The following is a 16,338-nucleotide window of genomic DNA, read 5'->3' on the forward strand; positions in this document are numbered from 1 at the left end:
AACCGTCACCGAGCGACTCCGACAGGTGCCACCATGGCCGGCGTGCCCGGCTCCGCCGCCGATCGGCTGGCCCGGCTGGCCGACGGCTACCTGGTCACCCAGCTGCTGCACGTCGCGATCGCCCTCGGCGTGCCGGAGGCGCTCGCCGCCGGCCCGCGGGACGCCGGGGAGCTCGCCGCCGCGCTGGGCGCCCGGCCCGGTCCGCTGCGCCGGGTGCTGCGCGGGCTGGCCGCCGAGCAGGTGCTCGAGGAGGACGCGGACGGCCGGTTCTCCCTCGGCGACACCGGGCGGCTGCTCCTGCCCGGCGTCCCGTCGTCGCTGCGCGGCGCGGTGACCGCGCGGGCCGAGGTGTACTACGCCGCGGCCGCCGGTCTGCTCGACGCCGTCCGCACCGGCGGCACCCCCTTCGAGCTGGTGCACGGCCGGCCCTTCTTCGCCCACCTGTCCGCGGCGCCCGAGCGGCTGGCCGCCTTCCACGCGTCGATGGCCGACCGCTCCGCCCGTGAGGCCCGGGCCGTGGTGGACGCCTACGACGTCTCCGGCCTCGCCTCCGTGGTCGACGTCGGCGGCGGGCGCGGCACCCTGCTGCGCGCGGTGCGCGAGCGCGCGCCGCGGGCGGAGCTCACGCTGTTCGACCTCCCGGAGGTCGTCGCGGGCAGCGACCTGCCCGCCGTCGGCGGCGACTTCTTCGCGCGCGTGCCCGCCGGCGCCGACGCCTACCTGCTCTCCCGGGTGCTGCACGACTGGGACGACGCGGACGCCGGGCGGATCCTGGCGGTCACGCGCGCGGGGATGCGGCCGGACTCGCGGCTGCTCGTGGTCGAGGCGGTGGTCCCGGACCGGGCCGCCGACGACCCCGCCGCGGTGCGGATGGACCTGCACATGTTGGTGCTGCTGCACGGGCGCGAGCGCACCGCGGCGGAGTTCGCCGCCCTGCTCGGCGCCGCGGGGCTGGAGCTCACCGCCGACGTCCCGACCCCGGCCGGCGTGCACGTGCTGGAGGCCCGCCCCCGGTAGCGGAGTCGCTCGAGCGCGGGAACCGCGCTCGAGCGACTCCGCTCAGTCCTCGCGGTGGACCTTGTGCTGGGCGGCCTGCGCCCGCGGGCGGACGACGAGCAGGTCGACGTTCACGTGGTGCGGGCGGGTCAGCGTCCAGGCGATGCAGTCGGCGACGTCCTCGGCCACCAGCGGCTCGCGCACCCCGCGGTACACCGCGGCGGCGGCGTCGGCCGAGCCCGTGCGGTTGAGCGCGAACTCGTCGGTGCGGACCATCCCCGGCGCGATCTCGATCACCCGCACCGGCTCGCCGACCAGCTCCAGCCGCAGGGTCTCGGCCAGGGTGTGCACGCCGTGCTTGGCGGCCGTGTAGGAGGCCCCGCCCTCGTAGCTGACCATCCCGGCGGTCGAGCCCACGAACAGGACGTCGCCCGCGCCCGACGCGCGCAGCGCCGGCAGCAGCGCCTTGGTCAGCCGGACCGTGCCCAGCACGTTGACGTCGAAGGAGCGCTGCCAGGAGTCCAGGTCGGCCTCGGCGACGGGCTTGGCGTCGAAGGCGCCGCCGGCGTTGTTCACCAGCACGTCCACCCGGTCCAGCCCCGCGACGAAGGCGTCCACCGACGCGGGGTCGGTCACGTCCAGCAGCAGCGCCCGGGCGCCGATCCGCTCGGCGAGCGCGGTCAGCCGGTCCAGCCGGCGGGCGCCGAGGACGACGTCGAACCCCTCGGCCGCCAGCCGCTCGGCGGTCGCGGCGCCGATGCCGCTGGAGGCGCCGGTGACGACGGCGGTGCGGCCGGAACCGGGCAGGGAGGGGGCGTGTGACGGACCGGACATGCCCCCATCCTGGCGCTGTTGGAAGATGGGAGGCCGACAGGGGTGTCCCGCCGGAGCCCCGCACGACAGGAGCCGTTGGGTCCGGGCAGGGAGGTCCTCCGCGTGGTCGGCCGCCTGCACACCCCCGGCCCGCTGCACCGGGTGGCCACGCTGTCGGTGCACACCAGCCCGCTCGACCAGCCCGGCGCCGGCGACGCGGGTGGGATGAACGTCTACATCGTCGAGGTCTCCCGCCGGCTGGCCGCCCGCGGCATCGCCGTCGACGTCTTCACCCGCGCGACCTCCAGCGACCTGCCGCCGGTGGTGGAGATGAGCCCCGGCGTCCGCGTCCGGCACGTCACCGCCGGGCCGTTCGAGGGGCTGGGCAAGGAGGAGCTGCCCGGGCAGCTGTGCGCCTTCACCGCGGCGGTGCTGCGCGAGGAGGCGATGCACGAGCCGGGGCACTACGACGTCGTCCACTCGCACTACTGGCTCTCCGGCCAGGTGGGCTGGCTGGCCCGCGACCGCTGGAGCGTGCCGCTGATCCACAGCGCGCACACGCTGGCCAAGGTGAAGAACGCCGCGCTGGCCGCCGGCGACCACCCCGAGCCGCGGGCCCGGGTGATCGGCGAGGAGCAGGTGGTCGCCGAGGCCGACCGGCTGATCGCCAACACCGAGGACGAGGCTCGCCAGCTGGTGCAGCACTACGGCGCCGACCCGCGCCGCACGCTGGTCGTCCCGCCCGGTGTCGACCTCGACCGGTTCCGGCCGGCCGACCGGACCGCCGCCCGCCGCGCCGTCGGCCTGCCCGAGGACGCCGTCGTCCTGCTCTTCGTCGGCCGCATCCAGCCGCTCAAGGCGCCGGACCTGCTGCTGGAGGCGGCCGCGCGGATGCTCGCCGACGACCCGGCGCTGCGCGACCGGCTGCGGGTGCAGGTCGTCGGGGCCCCGAGCGGCTCGGGCCTGGAGGCGCCCCGGCAGCTGCAGGAGCTGGCCGCGGCCCTGGGCATCGCCGACCTCGTGACGTTCCTGCCGCCGCAGCCGCCCGACCGGCTGGCCGAGCACTACCGGGCCGCCGACGTCGCCGTCGTCCCCAGCCACAACGAGTCCTTCGGGCTGGTGGCGCTCGAGGCGCAGGCCTGCGGCACCCCGGTCGTCGCCGCCGCGGTCGGCGGGCTGCCGACGGCGGTGCGCGACGGCGTCTCCGGCGTCCTGGTCGCCGGCCGCGACCCGGGCGACTACGCCGCGGCGGTCCGCGCGGTGCTCGCCCGCCGGGAGCTGCTGTCGGCCGGGGCCCGCCGGCACGCGGCCGCGTTCTCCTGGGACCGCACCGCCGACTCGCTCGTGGAGGCCTACACCGCCGCGGCCGGCGAGATGGCCGGCGCCGCCCGGCGCCGCGGCGGCGGGGGCCTGCGGGCGGTCGCGGGCGCGCAGGTGGCCCGGTGAGCGAGGCCCTGCGGCGCAGCGTCGAGGAGCTCGACGCGGTCATCGCCGCCGCGCTGCAGGACGCCGACCTGGTGCACGAGCACCCCGCGCCCGGCCGGTGGCTGGTCGACCTGCCCGGCACCAAGAAGCTCAAAACGGTCTGCGGCCTGATCGTCGGCGAGCACGCGCTGCGCGTGGAGGCCTTCGTCTGCCGCCAGCCCGACGAGAACCGCGAGCAGCTGTGGACCTACCTGCTGCAGCACAACGCGCGGATGTACGGGGTGGCGTTCTCCATCGACGCCGTCGGCGACGTCTACCTGACCGGCCGGCTGCCGCACGCGGCGGTGACCGCCGACGAGCTCGACCGGGTGCTGGGGTCGGTCCTCAGCTACGCCGACGACCACTTCAACACGATGCTGGAGATCGGGTTCGGCACCTCCATCCGGCGCGAGTGGGCCTGGCGGGTCAAGCGCGGGGAGTCGCTGCGCAACCTGGAGGCGTTCGCCGACTTCGCCGACCCCACCCGGCGCTCGGCGAACGGCTCGGCCGACCCCTCCTGAGGCCGGTGCCCGGCGCCGTCGGGCAGGATGACCGCGTGACCGGGACCCTCGTGCTGCTCCGCCACGGCGAGAGCGAGTGGAACAAGGCCAACCTCTTCACCGGCTGGGTCGACGTGCCCCTGTCGGAGAAGGGCCGCGCCGAGGCCGCCCGGGGCGGCGAGCTGCTCGCCGAGACCGGCCTGCTGCCCGACGTGGCGCACACCTCGGTGCTCAAGCGGGCCATCGGCACCGCCGAGCTCGCGCTGGCCGCCGCCGACCGGCAGTGGATCCCGGTCAAGCGCTCCTGGCGGCTCAACGAGCGGCACTACGGCGCGCTCCAGGGCAAGGACAAGGCCGCCACGCTCGCCGAGTACGGCGAGGAGCAGTTCGCGATCTGGCGGCGCTCCTACAGCACCCCGCCGCCGCCCATCGAGCCCGGCAGCGAGTACAGCCAGGACGGCGACGTGCGCTACGCCGTGCTGCCGCCGGAGGTGCGCCCGGCCACCGAGTGCCTGGCCGACGTCGTCGTCCGGATGCTGCCGTACTGGTACGACGCGATCGTCCCGGACCTGCGGGCGGGGCTGACCGTGCTGGTCGCCGCGCACGGCAACAGCCTGCGGGCGCTGGTCAAGCACCTCGACGGCATGGGCGAGGACGAGGTGGTCGGCCTCAACATCCCCACCGGCGTCCCGCTGCGCTACGACCTCGACGACGACCTGCGCCCGACGAAGCCGGGTGGGGAGTACCTCGACCCGCAGGCCGCCGCGGCCGCCATCGAGGCCGTCAAGAACCAGGGCAGGAAGTAGCCGCCGCGCTCCCGTGGTGCCGTGCGGCACCGCGGGAGCGGTGGGTCAGGCGTTCCGCATCTCCATCTCGCCGGTGACGAGGTAGACGACGCGGCGGGCCACGCTGACGGCGTGGTCGGCGAAGCGCTCGTAGTAGCGGCCGAGCAGGGTGATGTCGATGGCCTGCTCCATGCCGTGCGGCCAGCTGTCGGACAGCAGCTCGGCGAACAGCTGCCGGTGCACCCGGTCCATGAGGTCGTCCTCGGCCTCGAGCTGGGAGGCGGCGTCGACGTCGAGCTTCGCGATCACGGTCGCGGTCTTGCTGACCAGGCTCTCGGCGATGTGGCCGGCCTCCAGGAACAGCGGCCGCACCTCCTGGGGCACGGCGGGGTCGGGGAACCGCATCCGCGCGACCTTGGCGACGTGGACGGCGAGATCGCCCATCCGCTCGAGGTCGGCGACGATCCGCATCGCGGCGGTGACGGTGCGCAGGTCGGTGGCGACCGGCTGCTGCCGGGCGAGCAGGGCGAAGCACCGCTGCTCGATGCTCTCCCGCACCGCGTCGATGCGCTCGTCGCCGGTGATGACCCGGTCGGCGAGGGCGACGTCGGCGTCCAGCAGGGCGGTGGTGGCCGTGCTCATGGCCGAGCCCACCGAGTTGGCCATCTCGACCAGGCAGGAGTTGATGTCCTCGAGTTCCTCGCGGTAGTGCTCGCGCACGGGTGTTGCCTCCTCGTCGGCCTGGGCCGGAGTGGTCCTGGGCAGGCGCCCACTGCTGCAGCGCCCGCTGTCAGGGACCCGAGCGTAGGCCGGGCCCGTGCACGCCGCCCGGCCCGCGAGGTGAACGAGGGGACACGCGGACGTGAACAGTCCAGCCCCGTCGTCGCGGCGCCACTCGCACGGGGGATGACGGGAGATCGACCCGGCCTAGCATCGGCTCCGTGAGCCCGCTGGTCGCCCTCGTGACCGGCCTCGCCCTGGGCGCTGCCCTCGTCGGGGCCGTCGTCGTGACGCGCCGCCGGCTCGCCGAGGAGCCGGTCCCGGCCCAGCCCGACCCCACGCTGGAGCAGCTGCTGGCCCGGCGCCTGGTCGACCTGATGGACCCGGCCGTGGTGGTCGTCGACACCGACGAGGCGGTCCTGCTGGCCAACCCGGCCGCGCGGGCGCTGGGCATCGTGCGGGGCACCCGGCTGCTCGTGCCCGAGCTGCTGCGGATCGTCCGGGAGGTCCGCGACGGCGGCAGCCGCCGGGCCGACGTCTCGCTGCCCGGCGACCTCGTGGGCTCGGGCCCGCGCCTCGTCGGCGTCCACGGGGTCCGCCTGGAGAGCGGTCCCGCGCCCGTCCCGGGGCCGGTCGCCCTGGTGTTGCAGGACGTGACGGAAGCCCGCCGGGTGGAGGAGGTCCGCCGGGACTTCGTCGCCAACGTCGGGCACGAGCTGAAGACGCCGGTGGGCGCGCTCGCGCTGCTGGCCGAGGCCGTCCAGGACGCCGCCGACGACCCCGAGACCGTGCAGCGCTTCGCCGCCCGGATGGCGCACGAGGCCGACCGCCTGGCCCGGCTGGTCCGCGAGCTCATCGACCTCTCCCGCCTGCAGGGCGGCGAGCCGCTGCCCGAGCTGGAGCCGGTCGGCATCGACACCGTGCTGCACGAGGCGACCGACCGGACCGGGCTGGCCGCGGCGGCCAAGCAGATCGACATCGTGGTCGGCGGCGAGCGCGGGCTGGTCGTGCGCGGCGTCGAGGCGCAGCTGGCGACCGCGGTCACCAACCTGCTCGCCAACGCCGTCACCTACAGCCCCGAGGGCACCCGCATCGCGGTGGCCGCCCGCGCCCGCTCCGGCTTCGCCGAGATCGCGGTGACCGACAGCGGCATCGGCATCCCCCGCGAGGACCGCTCCCGCATCTTCGAGCGCTTCTACCGGGTCGACCAGTCGCGCGCCTCCAGCACCGGCGGCACCGGCCTGGGGCTGGCGATCGTCAAGCACGTGGCCAGCAACCACGGCGGCTCGGTCTCCGTGTGGAGCGAGGAGGGCCTGGGGTCGACGTTCACGCTGCGCATCCCCCTGGCCGCCGCCGACACCGCGCCCCGCCCCGCGGCCGGGCACGACGACTCCGCGCCTCCGGGCGCACCATCACCCGGGGCCCCCGGCTCCGGGTCGCAGACGTCCGCCGTCACACACGCCGGCGGACCCACGGAAGGACGGTCATGACCCGGGTGCTCGTGGTGGAGGACGAGGAGTCCTTCTCCGACGCGTTGTCCTACATGCTGCGGCGGGAGGGCTTCGACGCCGTCGTCGCGTCCACCGGGCCGCAGGCGCTGGACGAGTTCGACCGTCAGGGCGCGGACATCGTGCTGCTGGACCTGATGCTGCCCGGCCTGCCCGGCACCGAGGTGTGCCGCACCCTGCGCAGCCGCAGCAACGTCCCGATCATCATGCTGACGGCCAAGGACGGCGAGATCGACAAGGTCGTCGGCCTGGAGCTGGGCGCCGACGACTACGTCACCAAGCCGTACTCGGCGCGCGAGCTGGTCGCCCGCATCCGCGCGGTGCTCCGCCGCCGCGGCGAGCCCGAGGCCGCGGCCGACGGCGCGCTGGAGGCCGGGCCGGTGCGGATGGACGTCGACCGGCACGTCGTGTCCGTGGACGGCGAGCCGGTGTCGCTGCCGCTCAAGGAGTTCGACCTGCTGGAGCTGCTGCTCCGCAACGCCGGCCGGGTGCTCACCCGCAGCCAGCTCATCGACCGCATCTGGGGCTCGGACTACGTGGGGGACACCAAGACCCTCGACGTCCACGTCAAGCGGCTGCGGGCCAAGGTCGAGCCGGACCCGGCCAACCCCAAGTACCTGGTGACCGTCCGCGGCCTCGGTTACAAGTTCGAGGCGTAGCACCCGGTCGGCCTACCGGCCGACACCGCGGCCAGGTGCCGGGTCGCCCTGCGCTGAGCCCCACCGTCGCGCCCCGTGGGGACCCTCCGGGTCCGCCACCGGGCACGACCACCCGCAGGGGCGGCTCTCGTCTGCCGGCCGTCGCAGGGGCGGCTGTCGGCCGGTGGGCCGACGATGTCATTGCCCGCGGCCGGTCTCCTCCTGCAGCTCGTCGATCTTCATCGACGCGTCGGCCTTGGAGATGTCGTCGGGCACCTCCTCGCCCGCCTGGCGGGCCAGGGTGTTCAGGTAGCTCTTCTGCGCACCGGTGGCCGGCTCGTCGCCGGTCACCCAGTCCCTCGGGTCCTTCTCCGCGGTCAGGTCGCCGGGCTGGCCGCTGTTGGCGCTGGATTCGCTCATGTGTTCGATGCTAGGCGCGGGCGAGCTCCTGCGCAGCGCGAGCGGAGGCGGCGGTCGCGGCCGAGGTGACGGCCCGGGTGCCGGCCTCGGCCACGCGACGGCGGGCCTCCTCCCAGCGCCGGCCGGTCCGGTAGACGTGGACGCTGCCGCAGGCGGGGCACTCCACGGCCATGGCCACGTGGGTGGGGTGGTTGGTGATCGACCGGATGCGCCGGTCGGCCACGAGCTCGTCGGTCCGGGTGACGGGGCAGGTGATCAGGAACATGGGAAGAGCCTGATCCCCCGGACGCGTCCCGACGAGTGGCCGGAGTGACACGGATCGCGTCATTCCTGCCATAGTGGGTGCATGACCGACGTGCAGCGTCCGATCGTCGTGAGCGCCATCGTCGCCGACCGCCTGGTCGGCACCTTCGGGCTCGGGGTGGCCGCCGAGGTGTTCGGCTACGACCGCACCCACATGGGCCTGCCGCCGTTCGACTTCGCCCTGGTCAGCGACCGGCCCGGCGTGGTGCACACCGACATCGGGCTGCCGATCACCGTCGAGCACGGCTTCGAGCGGCTGGCGGTGTCGGACGTCCTGCTGATGACCGCGTGGGAGGGCATCCACGGCGACCCGCCGTCGGCGCTGCTCGACGCGCTGCGGGCCGCGCACGCCCGCGGCGCGACGATCGTCAGCCACTGCACGGGAGCGTTCGCGGTCGCCGCCGCGGGGCTGCTCGACGGCTGCCGGGCCACGACGCACTGGAAGTACGCGGGCGAGCTCGCCGCGCGGTACCCGGCGGTCGACGTCGACCCGTCGGTGCTCTACGTCGACTGCGGCCAGGTCATCACCGGCGCCGGCACGGCGGCCGGCGTCGACGCGATGCTGCACCTGGTGCGCCGGGAGTGGGGCGCGGCCGCGGCCAACGCGCTGGCCCGCGAGATGGTGGTCCCGCCGCACCGCGACGGCGGCCAGGCCCAGTTCATCGACGCGCCGGTCGCCGCCTGCGAGGACGACCGGCTCGGCGTCGTCCTGGAGTGGGCGGTGGCCAACCTCGCCGAGGAGATCACCGTCGACGCGCTGGCCCGCCGGGCGCTGATGAGCCCGCGCAGCTTCGCGCGCCGCTTCAAGGCCACCACCGGCACGACGCCGCACGCGTGGCTGCTCGGTCAGCGGCTGGCCGCCGCCGAGGGGCTGCTGGAGGAGAGCGACGCCTCGATCGAGGAGATCGCCCGGCTGGTGGGCTTCGGCACCGCCGCCGGCTTCCGCGACCAGTTCACCCGGCGCCGCGGCGTCTCCCCGCGGGCCTACCGGCAGACCTTCCGCACCGTGCGGGCCGGCGACGCGGTCGCGGCGGACGACGCGGCGGCCTGATCCCGGACCGGCCGCGCGCTACGCCGTGCGGCGGCCGCGCGCGGCCTCGACCGGCGGCTCGGCGCCGCCGGGCGGCTCGGCGGCGTTGGGCGCCGGGGCGGGGAAGCGCAGCGCGAGCAGGGTGCCCACCCGCTGCCGGACGGCCGGCGCGACCAGGCCGGCGCCGCCGGCGCGCGCCTCCTCCTCCAGCCGCTCGCCGGCGACGACGACGTAGCGGTCCGGCGCCGCCTCCGCGCGGCCGAGGAACGCCCGGCGGACGGCGGCCGGGTCGGCGTCCGCCGGTGCCTCGGTGACCGGCGCGTCGACCACCACCGTCAGGTCCGGCATCAGCCCGCGGGTCGCCCACGTCGAGGTGCGCAGGATGCGCTCGGCGTCCAGGCCCTGGCCGGCGCCGTGGAAGGCGATCGAGGCGTCGACGTAGTGGGCGCTGATCACCACCTGGCCCGCCCGCAGCGCCGGCCGGATCACCGTGGCCACGTGCTCGGCGCGGTCGGCGGCGGCCAGCAGCGCCGCGGTGTAGGCCTCCACCCGCGGGCCGTCCCCCTCGCCGTCCGCGCCGCCGTGCGCCCCGCCGCCGCGGTGCGGCGGGCGGCGCGCCGGCGGCGCCGGCCAGCCCGGCTCGTACGAGACCGGCTGCGGCCGCGGCGGGTAGAGCAGCCGGCCCACCCGGCGGCCGAGGTCGGTGTCGCTCGGCTCGGAGGTGACGACGACCGGGCAGCCGCGCTCCCGGACGACGTCGGCGAGCGCGTCGGTGTAGCGGCGGGTCAGCTCGCGGTCGGCGCCCTCGACGACGAGGAACACGCCGTCGCTGCGCGGCGCGGCGGTGAGGATGTCCGAGCGGCCCCACAGCAGGCGCAGCAGGTCCCGCGAGCGGGTGCGGTGGCGGCCCGGGCCGACCTGCCGGGTGGCGTACGTGCTCACCAGCAGCGCGAGCAGGCTGCCCACCAGCAGGGTCAGCCCCGGCCCGGTGACGCTGAACACCAGGTCGCCCAGCTGGACGTCGTGGGAGCCCAGCACGCCGGCCAGGCCGGGGCCGACCGCGACGGCCAGCAGCAGGACGATGCGCACCGACGAGACGACGAAGGAGAACACCCGGCCGCGCAGCCGGTCCTCGACCTCGAAGCCGATCAGCGTGTAGCCGACGATCCAGCAGATGCCGGCGAAGAGCCCCACGACGAAGGCCGCGATGGTCGCCAGCACGAAGTCCTGCAGCAGGGACATCGCGAGCAGCGCCAGCCCGGCCAGGCCGATGGCGCGGGCGAACAGCGTGCGGCGGGGGATCGTGGGCAGGATCCGCGGCCCGATGAGCATGCCCAGCGCCAGGCCGGTGAAGACGGTGCCGAAGATGATCGAGTACCCGGCCTGGCCGGCGTCCAGGGTCGCCACGTACAGCTGGGCGACGCCGATCGTCAGCCCGCCCGCGCCGAACGCCCCGACGGTGCCGATGTAGAGCGCCCGCATGTTGGGCTGCCCCCGGAGGAACGACACGCCCTCGGCGATCAGCGAGAACACGTTGCCCTGCTCGCCGCGGTCGGCCGCGCGGCCCGGGATGAGGGCGCGCGAGAAGGAGATGGTGGCCGCCGTGACCCCGTAGGTGAGGGCGTCGAAGACGAGGGCGACGACGATCGCGGCCCGCGCCTCGTCGCCCGAGCCGTCGCCGATGGCGCGGGTCAGCGTGGAGAGCAGCGCGAACAGGACGGCGGCGATCGGGACGGCGCCGTAGATCGAGAACTGCATGATCTGGTTGGCGACCGCCAGCCGCTCCCGCGGGACGATCGCCACCTGCATGGCCTGCTTGGCCGGGTTGGTGAACAGCCCGACCGCCTCGACCAGGAACTGGGCGACGTAGAGCCAGGTCAGCTCGTAGGTGAACGCGATCGACAGGTACAGCGACATCGCCAGCAGGTCGCCCACGACCGCGGTGACCCGCCGGTCGAGCTTGTCCGCCAGCGCGCCCGCCAGCGGCGCCAGCAGCAGGTCGGGCAGCAGCCGGGTCAGGATCACGCCGGAGATCGCCGCGCCCTGGACCGCCAGCGACTCCTCCCGCGTCAGCTGCTGGGCCATCGCCGTGGTGGCCAGCAGGCCCAGCCAGTCGCCGAGGCTGGACACGGTGATCGCGAGCCACAGCCGGCGGAACACCGGGATCCGCACCAACGCGCGCAGGGCGTTGTCCGACGGCGCGGCGACCCCGGGTGGACCCGCGGCCGCGTGGTCCTCGGTCACTGGCCTCGCCGTTCGCTCGTCGGTCGGTTCGCCGGAAGGGTAGTGGCGCGACGTGCCGGGTCAGGGCTCCCGAGGTGCGGCGGGCTCACTTCCACCCGGTCGGCGGATCTGCAGCAGCGGCCGGGACGGCGGGTGCGGCGGCGGGCTGGCCGGGTGCGGGGCGACCAGGCCCTGGTCGAGGCGGGCCTCGGCGAGGCGGCGGAGCTCGGCGTACGCGGGTGCCCCGATCAGCGCCGTCAGCTCCGCGGCGTAGGTGACGACCATCGGCTCGGGGGAGACGTGGGCCGCCGGCGAGCCGGTGCACCACCAGTGCAGGTCGGCGCCCCCGGGCCCCCAGCCGCGGCGGTCGAACTCCCCGAGCGTCGTCACGGTCACCCGGGTGCCGTCGGGGCGCTCCACCACCTCCTGCTCCCGGCGCACCGGCAGCTGCCAGCACACGTCGGGCTTCGTGGTGAGCGGGTGCAGCCCCTCCCGCAGGGCCATCCGGTGCAGCGCGCAGCCCGCCCCGCCGGGGAAGCCCGGGCGGTTGAGGAAGACGCAGGCGCCGTCCACCAGCCGGGTGCGCAGCGAGCGCGCGCCCTCCTCGGCGTCGGGGGCCTGCCCCTCCTCAGTCACCTCCGCCTCGGTCCAGTCGCCGCGCCCCACCGGCGCCAGCTGCCAGTCCTCGTCGGTCAGGTCGGCGACCGCGGCGGTCACCCGCAGCAGGTCGTCCTCCTCGCTGAAGAAGGCGCCGTGGCTGCAGCAGCCGTCGTCCGCCCGGCCCGCCACCACCCCGGCGCAGCCGCGCCCGAAGACGCAGGTCCACGCCGACGTCAGCCAGGTCAGGTCCGCCCGGACCACCCGGCCCGGGTCGGCCGGGTCGGGGAACTCCAGCCACTCGCGGGCGAAGTCGGGGTCCACCTCGGCAGGGGGGTCGTGCGGCACCGTCCCAGAGTAGGGACGGCGGGCCGCGCCCCGGGTGCCCGCGCGGCCCGCCGGACGGGCGCCCGGCAGACTGACCGCATGCGGCTCGGGGTGCTGGACGTCGGCTCGAACACGGTCCACCTGCTCGTGGTCGACGCCCACCGCGGCGGGCACCCCACGCCCACCCACGACGACCGCTGGCTGCTGCGCCTGGCCGAGCACGTGGGCCCCGACGACCTGCTCTCCAAGGCCGGGGAGAAGGCGCTGGTCCGGGCGGTGCGCAAGGCCTGCGAGAAGGCCGAGCAGCTCGGCTGCGAGGAGCTGCTCGGGCTGGTCACCTCGGCGATCCGCGAGGCGGGCAACGGGCTGGAGGTCCTCGACCGGGTGCGGGCCGAGACCGGGGTGGACCTGCAGGTCACCAGCGGGGAGGACGAGGCGCGGCTCACGTTCCTGGCCGTGCGCCGGTGGTTCGGCTGGAGCGCCGGCAACCTGCTCGTGCTCGACATCGGCGGCGGGTCGCTGGAGCTCGCCGCCGGCCTGGACGAGGACCCCGACGTCGCCCTGTCGCTGCCGCTGGGGGCCGGCCGGATGACCCGCCGCTTCCTGCCCGAGGCGGCCACCGGCGGCCGGCCGGACCTGGCCGCGCTGGGCGAGCTCCGCGACCACGCCGAGGACCTGCTGGCACCCGCGGCGAAGAAGCTGCGCGCGGTGGGCCCGCCGGACCTGGTCGCCGCCACCAGCAAGACGTTCCGCACCCTGGCCCGGCTGACCGGCGCCGCGCCCTACTCGGCGGGGCTGCGGGTGCCCCGGCAGCTGACCGCCGACGGGCTCGGGCAGCTGCTCGGCTTCGTCTCGCGCATCGAGAGCTCCGCGCTGGCCGAGCTGCAGGGCGTGTCGCCCGACCGCGCGCACCAGGTCCCGGCCGGTGCCGTCGTGGCGCGGGCGGCGATGCACGCGCTGGACGTACCGTTCGTCCGCATCTGTCCGTGGGCCCTGCGGGAGGGCGTCATCCTCCGGCGCCTGGACTCCTTGGGAGGCGTGTGATGTCCGACCCGCGCAGGGACCCCGAGACCGGGGGCCGCTCGCTGGCGGACATCCTCCGCGAGGCCGGCGTGGAGTCGCCGAAGTCCGGGCGGCGCCGCCGCGGCGACACGGGCGAGGAGCCCGCCGTCCGCCAGCGCGGCTCGCGCAACGGGGACGGCGACACCGGCCGGGTCGCGGACGCGCCCGCGTTCGGCCGCCGCGCCGGCGACACCGGGAAGACGCCGCCGCTGGAGCCGGCCGACCCGGTCAAGGCCCGCGTGCGCACGCCGGCGGACCCGCTCGCCGGCCGCCGCGGCCGCGCCGCCGCCGACCCGCCCGCCGCCCGCGGCTCCGACGGCCCCTCGACCGCAGCCATCCCGGGGCTGCGGCCCTCCCGCAAGCCCGGCGTGCCCGGTGCCCCCGGCTCCGACGACGGCGGGCCGTCGACCGGCCCCATCCCGGTGGTCCGCGCCGACGACCCGCCGCTGGTCGAGGACGAGCCCGCCGGCGGCCCGTTGGCATGGCTGCGCTTCGGCGGCGAGCTGGTCGTCGCCCTCGCCGCCGGCGTGGGCATCTACCTGCTGTTCACCGTGCTCTGGGAGCAGCTGCCGCGGATCACCGTGGTCATCGCCCCGCTGGCGGTGACGGCGCTGGTGGGCGCGGTCGGCGCGTGGCGGCACCGGTTCGGCGGCGAGGCGCTGGGGCTGCGGCTCATCGTCGTCCTGGTGTTCGCCGGGACGCTGCTGACCGTGGCCCCCGCCGCGTCGCTGCTCGGCGGCGCCTAGCGGCCGGCCCGGCCGCGGGTCAGGCGTCGTCCTCCTCGTCGCCGGCCTCGGCCTCGGCCTTCGCGAAGACCTCGACGATCGCGCTGCCGAAGGCGTCGAGGTCGTCGGGCTTGCGGCTGGTCACCAAGGTGCCGTCGACCACGACCTCCTCGTCGACCCACTTGGCGCCGGCGTTGCGCAGGTCGGTCTGCAGCGACGGCCACGAGGTCATCCGGCGGCCGCGGACGACGTCGGCCTCGGCGAGCACCCACGGGGCGTGGCAGATCGCGGCGACCGGCTTGCCGGCGTCGAAGAAGGCCTTCACGAAGGCGACCGCATCGGCGTCGGCGCGCACGAAGTCGCCGTTGATCACCCCGCCCGGCAGCACCAGGGCGGCGTAGTCGTCGGGGTCGGCGTCGGCGACGGTCGTGTCGACGTCCTTGGTGTCGCCCTTGTCGATGTGCTGGTAGGCGGTGATCTGCCCGGCCTCCAGGGAGACCAGCTCGGGCTCCGCGCCGGCCTCCTCGAGGACCTGCCACGGCCGCTCCAGCTCGACCTGCTCGACGCCGTCGGTCGCCAGCACCGCGACCCTCATCCCGCTCAGCTCGTCCGCCATGCGCGGCGGCTACCCCGGCGTCCCGGGCGGCACACCCCGGACCGTCGACCCTGGTCACCACTAGCGTTCGTGCCGTGCGCGCCTCCCTGCCCGGCCTGCTGCGGCGGTACCTGCCCGGTGCCGGCGGCGGCGTCCGGCGCCCGGCAGAGGTCCTGCGCGGCGCCGCCGACCTGGTCGCCGACGGGTCCCCCGTGGCCCTGGACCCGGTCCCGGGCGACGACCCGGAGGCCGGGCTCGCCGCCCTCGCGCACGCCGCCGCGGCCACCGGGCTGGCCGGGCACTGCCGGGTGTCCGTGCCCCTCGGCCGGCTGACCGACGACGCGGCCGCCGCCCTGGTGGAGCGGGTGCTCGACGCCGGGCTGGGCGCCGACCTCGCCGGGCCGCCGGCGCGGGTGCGGGCGCTGGCGGCCCGCGCGCCGGGGGCCGGGGCGGTGGTGCCGGCCGCCGCGGAGGGCGCCGAGGAGGCCTGCCGGGCGCTGGCCGCCGGCCGGGTGCGGCTGGTCGGGGGCCGCGGCCGCGGCGCCGACCTGGCCTTCGTGCGCTGCCTCAACGTCCTCATGGCCGGCGGCGGGCACCCCGGCGTCGGCACCGGGGACCGGCGGCTGCTGGCGATCGCCGGCGAGCGGGCGGCGTGGAACCAGCGGGAACCGGAGACCTGGGAGTACGTGATGACGCAGGGAGTGCAGGTGCAGGAGCAGCGCCGGCTGCGGGCCGGGGGCCACACGGTGCGGGTCGCCCTGGCCGTGGACCTCGCGGGGTACGGCGTCGCGGGGGTGCGGCGGTGAGTCGGTCGGGGGTCGCCGTCGTCGGCGGCGGCAAGATGGGTGAGGCGCTGCTGGCCGGCCTGGTCCGGCGCCGCGGGCCCGAGGGCATCGTCGTCTGCGAGCGCAGCGAGGAGCGGGCCGCCGAGCTCACCGCCCGGTACGGCGTGCGCGTGCTCGGCCTCGCCGAGGCGGCCGCGGCCGCGCGGGTGCTGGTGCTGGCGGTCAAGCCGCAGGACGTCGACGCCCTGCTGGCCGCGATCGCCGGCTCGGTCGACGACGGGCACCTGGTGGTCTCGGTGGCCGCCGGTGTCAAGACGGCCCGGATCGAGGCCGCCCTGCCCGCCGGCGTCCCGGTCGTGCGGGTCATGCCCAACACCCCGGCCCTGGTGGACGAGGGGATGAGCGTGCTCTCGGCCGGCGCGCACGCCGCGGACGAGCACCTGGACGAGGCGCAGGAGCTGCTGGCCACGGTCGGCCGGGTGCACCGGGTGCCCGAGGCCCAGCAGGACGCCGTGACGGCGCTGTCGGGCAGCGGGCCCGCCTACTTCTTCTTCGTCGTCGAGGCGCTCATCGAGTCCGGCATCCTGCTCGGCCTGCCGCGGGCGCTGGCCGCCGACCTCGTCGTCCAGACCGCGCTGGGCTCGGCGGTGATGATGCGCGACTCCGGGGAGCACCCGGTGCAGCTGCGGGAGGCGGTCACCAGCCCCGGCGGGACGACGATCGCCGCGATCCGCGAGCTGGAGCGGCACGGCGTCCGCGCCGCGCTCATCGCCGCGGTCGAGGCCGCGCACGCCCGGTCGGTGGAGCTGGGGACGCCGAACCGCTGAGGCTATCGGCCGGCGGGGAC

The 16,338-nt window shown here is 76.3% G+C and carries 18 protein-coding genes; 11 read left to right on the top strand and 7 right to left on the bottom strand.

Translation table 11 applies throughout. The features are described 5' to 3' along the window. The first annotated feature begins 42 nt into the window (after nucleotides 1-42). Nucleotides 43-1,017, top strand: a complete 975-nt coding sequence (locus ACI79F_RS13645) for a methyltransferase (RefSeq protein WP_456547145.1) — start codon at nucleotides 43-45, stop codon at nucleotides 1,015-1,017. Between the two features lie 42 nt (nucleotides 1,018-1,059). On the opposite strand, the gene ACI79F_RS13650 is transcribed toward ACI79F_RS13645, so the two are convergent. Further along, nucleotides 1,060-1,830: an SDR family oxidoreductase gene (locus tag ACI79F_RS13650; protein ID WP_456544752.1), complete on the bottom strand. Its 771-nt coding sequence runs from the start codon at nucleotides 1,828-1,830 to the stop codon at nucleotides 1,060-1,062. A gap of 102 nt (nucleotides 1,831-1,932) precedes the next feature. Here ACI79F_RS13650 and mshA point away from each other — a divergent pair, with 102 nt between their 5' ends. The 3 genes from mshA to ACI79F_RS13665 are packed head-to-tail and all read left to right on the top strand — an operon-like array spanning nucleotide 1,933 to nucleotide 4,579. Then, nucleotides 1,933-3,255: a D-inositol-3-phosphate glycosyltransferase gene (mshA, locus tag ACI79F_RS13655; RefSeq protein ID WP_456544753.1), complete on the top strand. Its 1,323-nt coding sequence runs from the start codon at nucleotides 1,933-1,935 to the stop codon at nucleotides 3,253-3,255. Beyond that, nucleotides 3,252-3,794 (top strand): YbjN domain-containing protein, encoded by a 543-nt coding sequence (locus tag ACI79F_RS13660; RefSeq protein ID WP_456544754.1) that lies wholly within the window; start codon nucleotides 3,252-3,254, stop codon nucleotides 3,792-3,794. Before mshA ends, ACI79F_RS13660 begins: the two co-directional genes overlap by 4 nt. A gap of 35 nt (nucleotides 3,795-3,829) precedes the next feature. After that, nucleotides 3,830-4,579, top strand: a complete 750-nt coding sequence (locus tag ACI79F_RS13665) for a phosphoglyceromutase (protein ID WP_456544755.1) — start codon at nucleotides 3,830-3,832, stop codon at nucleotides 4,577-4,579. Between the two features lie 45 nt (nucleotides 4,580-4,624). Here ACI79F_RS13665 and phoU read toward each other — a convergent pair whose 3' ends face one another. Beyond that, the gene (gene phoU / locus ACI79F_RS13670) at nucleotides 4,625-5,278 is read right to left on the bottom strand and encodes a phosphate signaling complex protein PhoU (protein ID WP_456544756.1); all 654 of its coding nucleotides are present in this window, start codon (nucleotides 5,276-5,278) and stop codon (nucleotides 4,625-4,627) included. 221 nt (nucleotides 5,279-5,499) lie between these two features. Here phoU and ACI79F_RS13675 point away from each other — a divergent pair, with 221 nt between their 5' ends. Both ACI79F_RS13675 and ACI79F_RS13680 read left to right on the top strand, forming a co-directional pair. After that, a complete protein-coding gene (locus ACI79F_RS13675) occupies nucleotides 5,500-6,768 on the top strand; it encodes a sensor histidine kinase (RefSeq protein ID WP_456544757.1) in 1,269 nt (422 codons plus the stop codon). After that, nucleotides 6,765-7,445 carry a winged helix-turn-helix domain-containing protein gene (locus ACI79F_RS13680; protein WP_456544758.1) on the top strand — a complete coding sequence of 227 codons (681 nt, stop codon included), beginning with the start codon at nucleotides 6,765-6,767 and terminating at the stop codon, nucleotides 7,443-7,445. The genes ACI79F_RS13675 and ACI79F_RS13680 overlap by 4 nt, the downstream gene beginning before the upstream one ends. A 177-nt stretch (nucleotides 7,446-7,622) precedes the next feature. Here ACI79F_RS13680 and ACI79F_RS13685 read toward each other — a convergent pair whose 3' ends face one another. Together ACI79F_RS13685 and ACI79F_RS13690 are read right to left on the bottom strand one after the other, a co-directional pair. Then, nucleotides 7,623-7,844, bottom strand: a complete 222-nt coding sequence (locus ACI79F_RS13685; RefSeq protein WP_456544759.1) for a DUF3072 domain-containing protein — start codon at nucleotides 7,842-7,844, stop codon at nucleotides 7,623-7,625. 10 nt (nucleotides 7,845-7,854) lie between these two features. Further along, a complete protein-coding gene (locus tag ACI79F_RS13690; protein WP_456544760.1) occupies nucleotides 7,855-8,109 on the bottom strand; it encodes a hypothetical protein in 255 nt (84 codons plus the stop codon). An 81-nt stretch (nucleotides 8,110-8,190) separates the two neighbouring features. Here ACI79F_RS13690 and ACI79F_RS13695 point away from each other — a divergent pair, with 81 nt between their 5' ends. Beyond that, nucleotides 8,191-9,198, top strand: a complete 1,008-nt coding sequence (locus ACI79F_RS13695; protein ID WP_456544761.1) for a helix-turn-helix domain-containing protein — start codon at nucleotides 8,191-8,193, stop codon at nucleotides 9,196-9,198. A gap of 18 nt (nucleotides 9,199-9,216) precedes the next feature. Here the strand turns inward: ACI79F_RS13695 and ACI79F_RS13700 are convergent, their stop codons facing one another. Both ACI79F_RS13700 and ACI79F_RS13705 read right to left on the bottom strand, forming a co-directional pair. Next, nucleotides 9,217-11,421: a bifunctional MFS transporter/dTMP kinase gene (locus tag ACI79F_RS13700; protein ID WP_456544762.1), complete on the bottom strand. Its 2,205-nt coding sequence runs from the start codon at nucleotides 11,419-11,421 to the stop codon at nucleotides 9,217-9,219. A gap of 60 nt (nucleotides 11,422-11,481) precedes the next feature. Continuing rightward, on the bottom strand, nucleotides 11,482-12,345 hold the full coding sequence (locus ACI79F_RS13705) for a hypothetical protein (protein WP_456544763.1): 864 nt from the start codon (nucleotides 12,343-12,345) through the stop codon (nucleotides 11,482-11,484). Between the two features lie 78 nt (nucleotides 12,346-12,423). Here ACI79F_RS13705 and ACI79F_RS13710 point away from each other — a divergent pair, with 78 nt between their 5' ends. Beyond that, nucleotides 12,424-13,368, top strand: coding sequence for a Ppx/GppA phosphatase family protein (locus ACI79F_RS13710; protein WP_456544764.1), 945 nt, complete (start codon nucleotides 12,424-12,426; stop codon nucleotides 13,366-13,368). Next, complete coding sequence (locus ACI79F_RS13715) at nucleotides 13,368-14,132, top strand: hypothetical protein (RefSeq protein WP_456544765.1); 765 nt, start codon at nucleotides 13,368-13,370, stop codon at nucleotides 14,130-14,132. The genes ACI79F_RS13710 and ACI79F_RS13715 overlap by 1 nt, the downstream gene beginning before the upstream one ends. A gap of 19 nt (nucleotides 14,133-14,151) precedes the next feature. Here the strand turns inward: ACI79F_RS13715 and ACI79F_RS13720 are convergent, their stop codons facing one another. Continuing rightward, a complete protein-coding gene (locus ACI79F_RS13720; RefSeq protein ID WP_456544766.1) occupies nucleotides 14,152-14,727 on the bottom strand; it encodes a type 1 glutamine amidotransferase domain-containing protein in 576 nt (191 codons plus the stop codon). Between the two features lie 74 nt (nucleotides 14,728-14,801). Here ACI79F_RS13720 and ACI79F_RS13725 point away from each other — a divergent pair, with 74 nt between their 5' ends. Both ACI79F_RS13725 and proC read left to right on the top strand, forming a co-directional pair. Then, nucleotides 14,802-15,512 carry a hypothetical protein gene (locus ACI79F_RS13725; RefSeq protein ID WP_456544767.1) on the top strand — a complete coding sequence of 237 codons (711 nt, stop codon included), beginning with the start codon at nucleotides 14,802-14,804 and terminating at the stop codon, nucleotides 15,510-15,512. Further along, nucleotides 15,509-16,318 (top strand): pyrroline-5-carboxylate reductase, encoded by an 810-nt coding sequence (gene proC, locus ACI79F_RS13730; protein WP_456544768.1) that lies wholly within the window; start codon nucleotides 15,509-15,511, stop codon nucleotides 16,316-16,318. The genes ACI79F_RS13725 and proC overlap by 4 nt, the downstream gene beginning before the upstream one ends. Nucleotides 16,319-16,338: the final 20 nt, after the last annotated feature.

This window comes from Blastococcus sp. SYSU D00868 (assembly GCF_054050575.1).

Excerpts from the sequence above, each read along its gene's own strand:
- ACI79F_RS13710 (WP_456544764.1), top strand. The coding sequence starts at position 12,424 with ATGCGGCTCGGGGTGCTGGACGTCGGCTCGAACACGGTCCACCTGCTC.
- ACI79F_RS13715 (WP_456544765.1), top strand. The coding sequence starts at position 13,368 with ATGTCCGACCCGCGCAGGGACCCCGAGACCGGGGGCCGCTCGCTGGCG.
- ACI79F_RS13695 (WP_456544761.1), top strand. The coding sequence starts at position 8,191 with ATGACCGACGTGCAGCGTCCGATCGTCGTGAGCGCCATCGTCGCCGAC.
- ACI79F_RS13690 (WP_456544760.1), bottom strand. The coding sequence starts at position 8,109 with ATGTTCCTGATCACCTGCCCCGTCACCCGGACCGACGAGCTCGTGGCC.
- ACI79F_RS13680 (WP_456544758.1), top strand. The coding sequence starts at position 6,765 with ATGACCCGGGTGCTCGTGGTGGAGGACGAGGAGTCCTTCTCCGACGCG.
- ACI79F_RS13685 (WP_456544759.1), bottom strand. The coding sequence starts at position 7,844 with ATGAGCGAATCCAGCGCCAACAGCGGCCAGCCCGGCGACCTGACCGCG.
- ACI79F_RS13650 (WP_456544752.1), bottom strand. The coding sequence starts at position 1,830 with ATGTCCGGTCCGTCACACGCCCCCTCCCTGCCCGGTTCCGGCCGCACC.
- ACI79F_RS13720 (WP_456544766.1), bottom strand. The coding sequence starts at position 14,727 with ATGGCGGACGAGCTGAGCGGGATGAGGGTCGCGGTGCTGGCGACCGAC.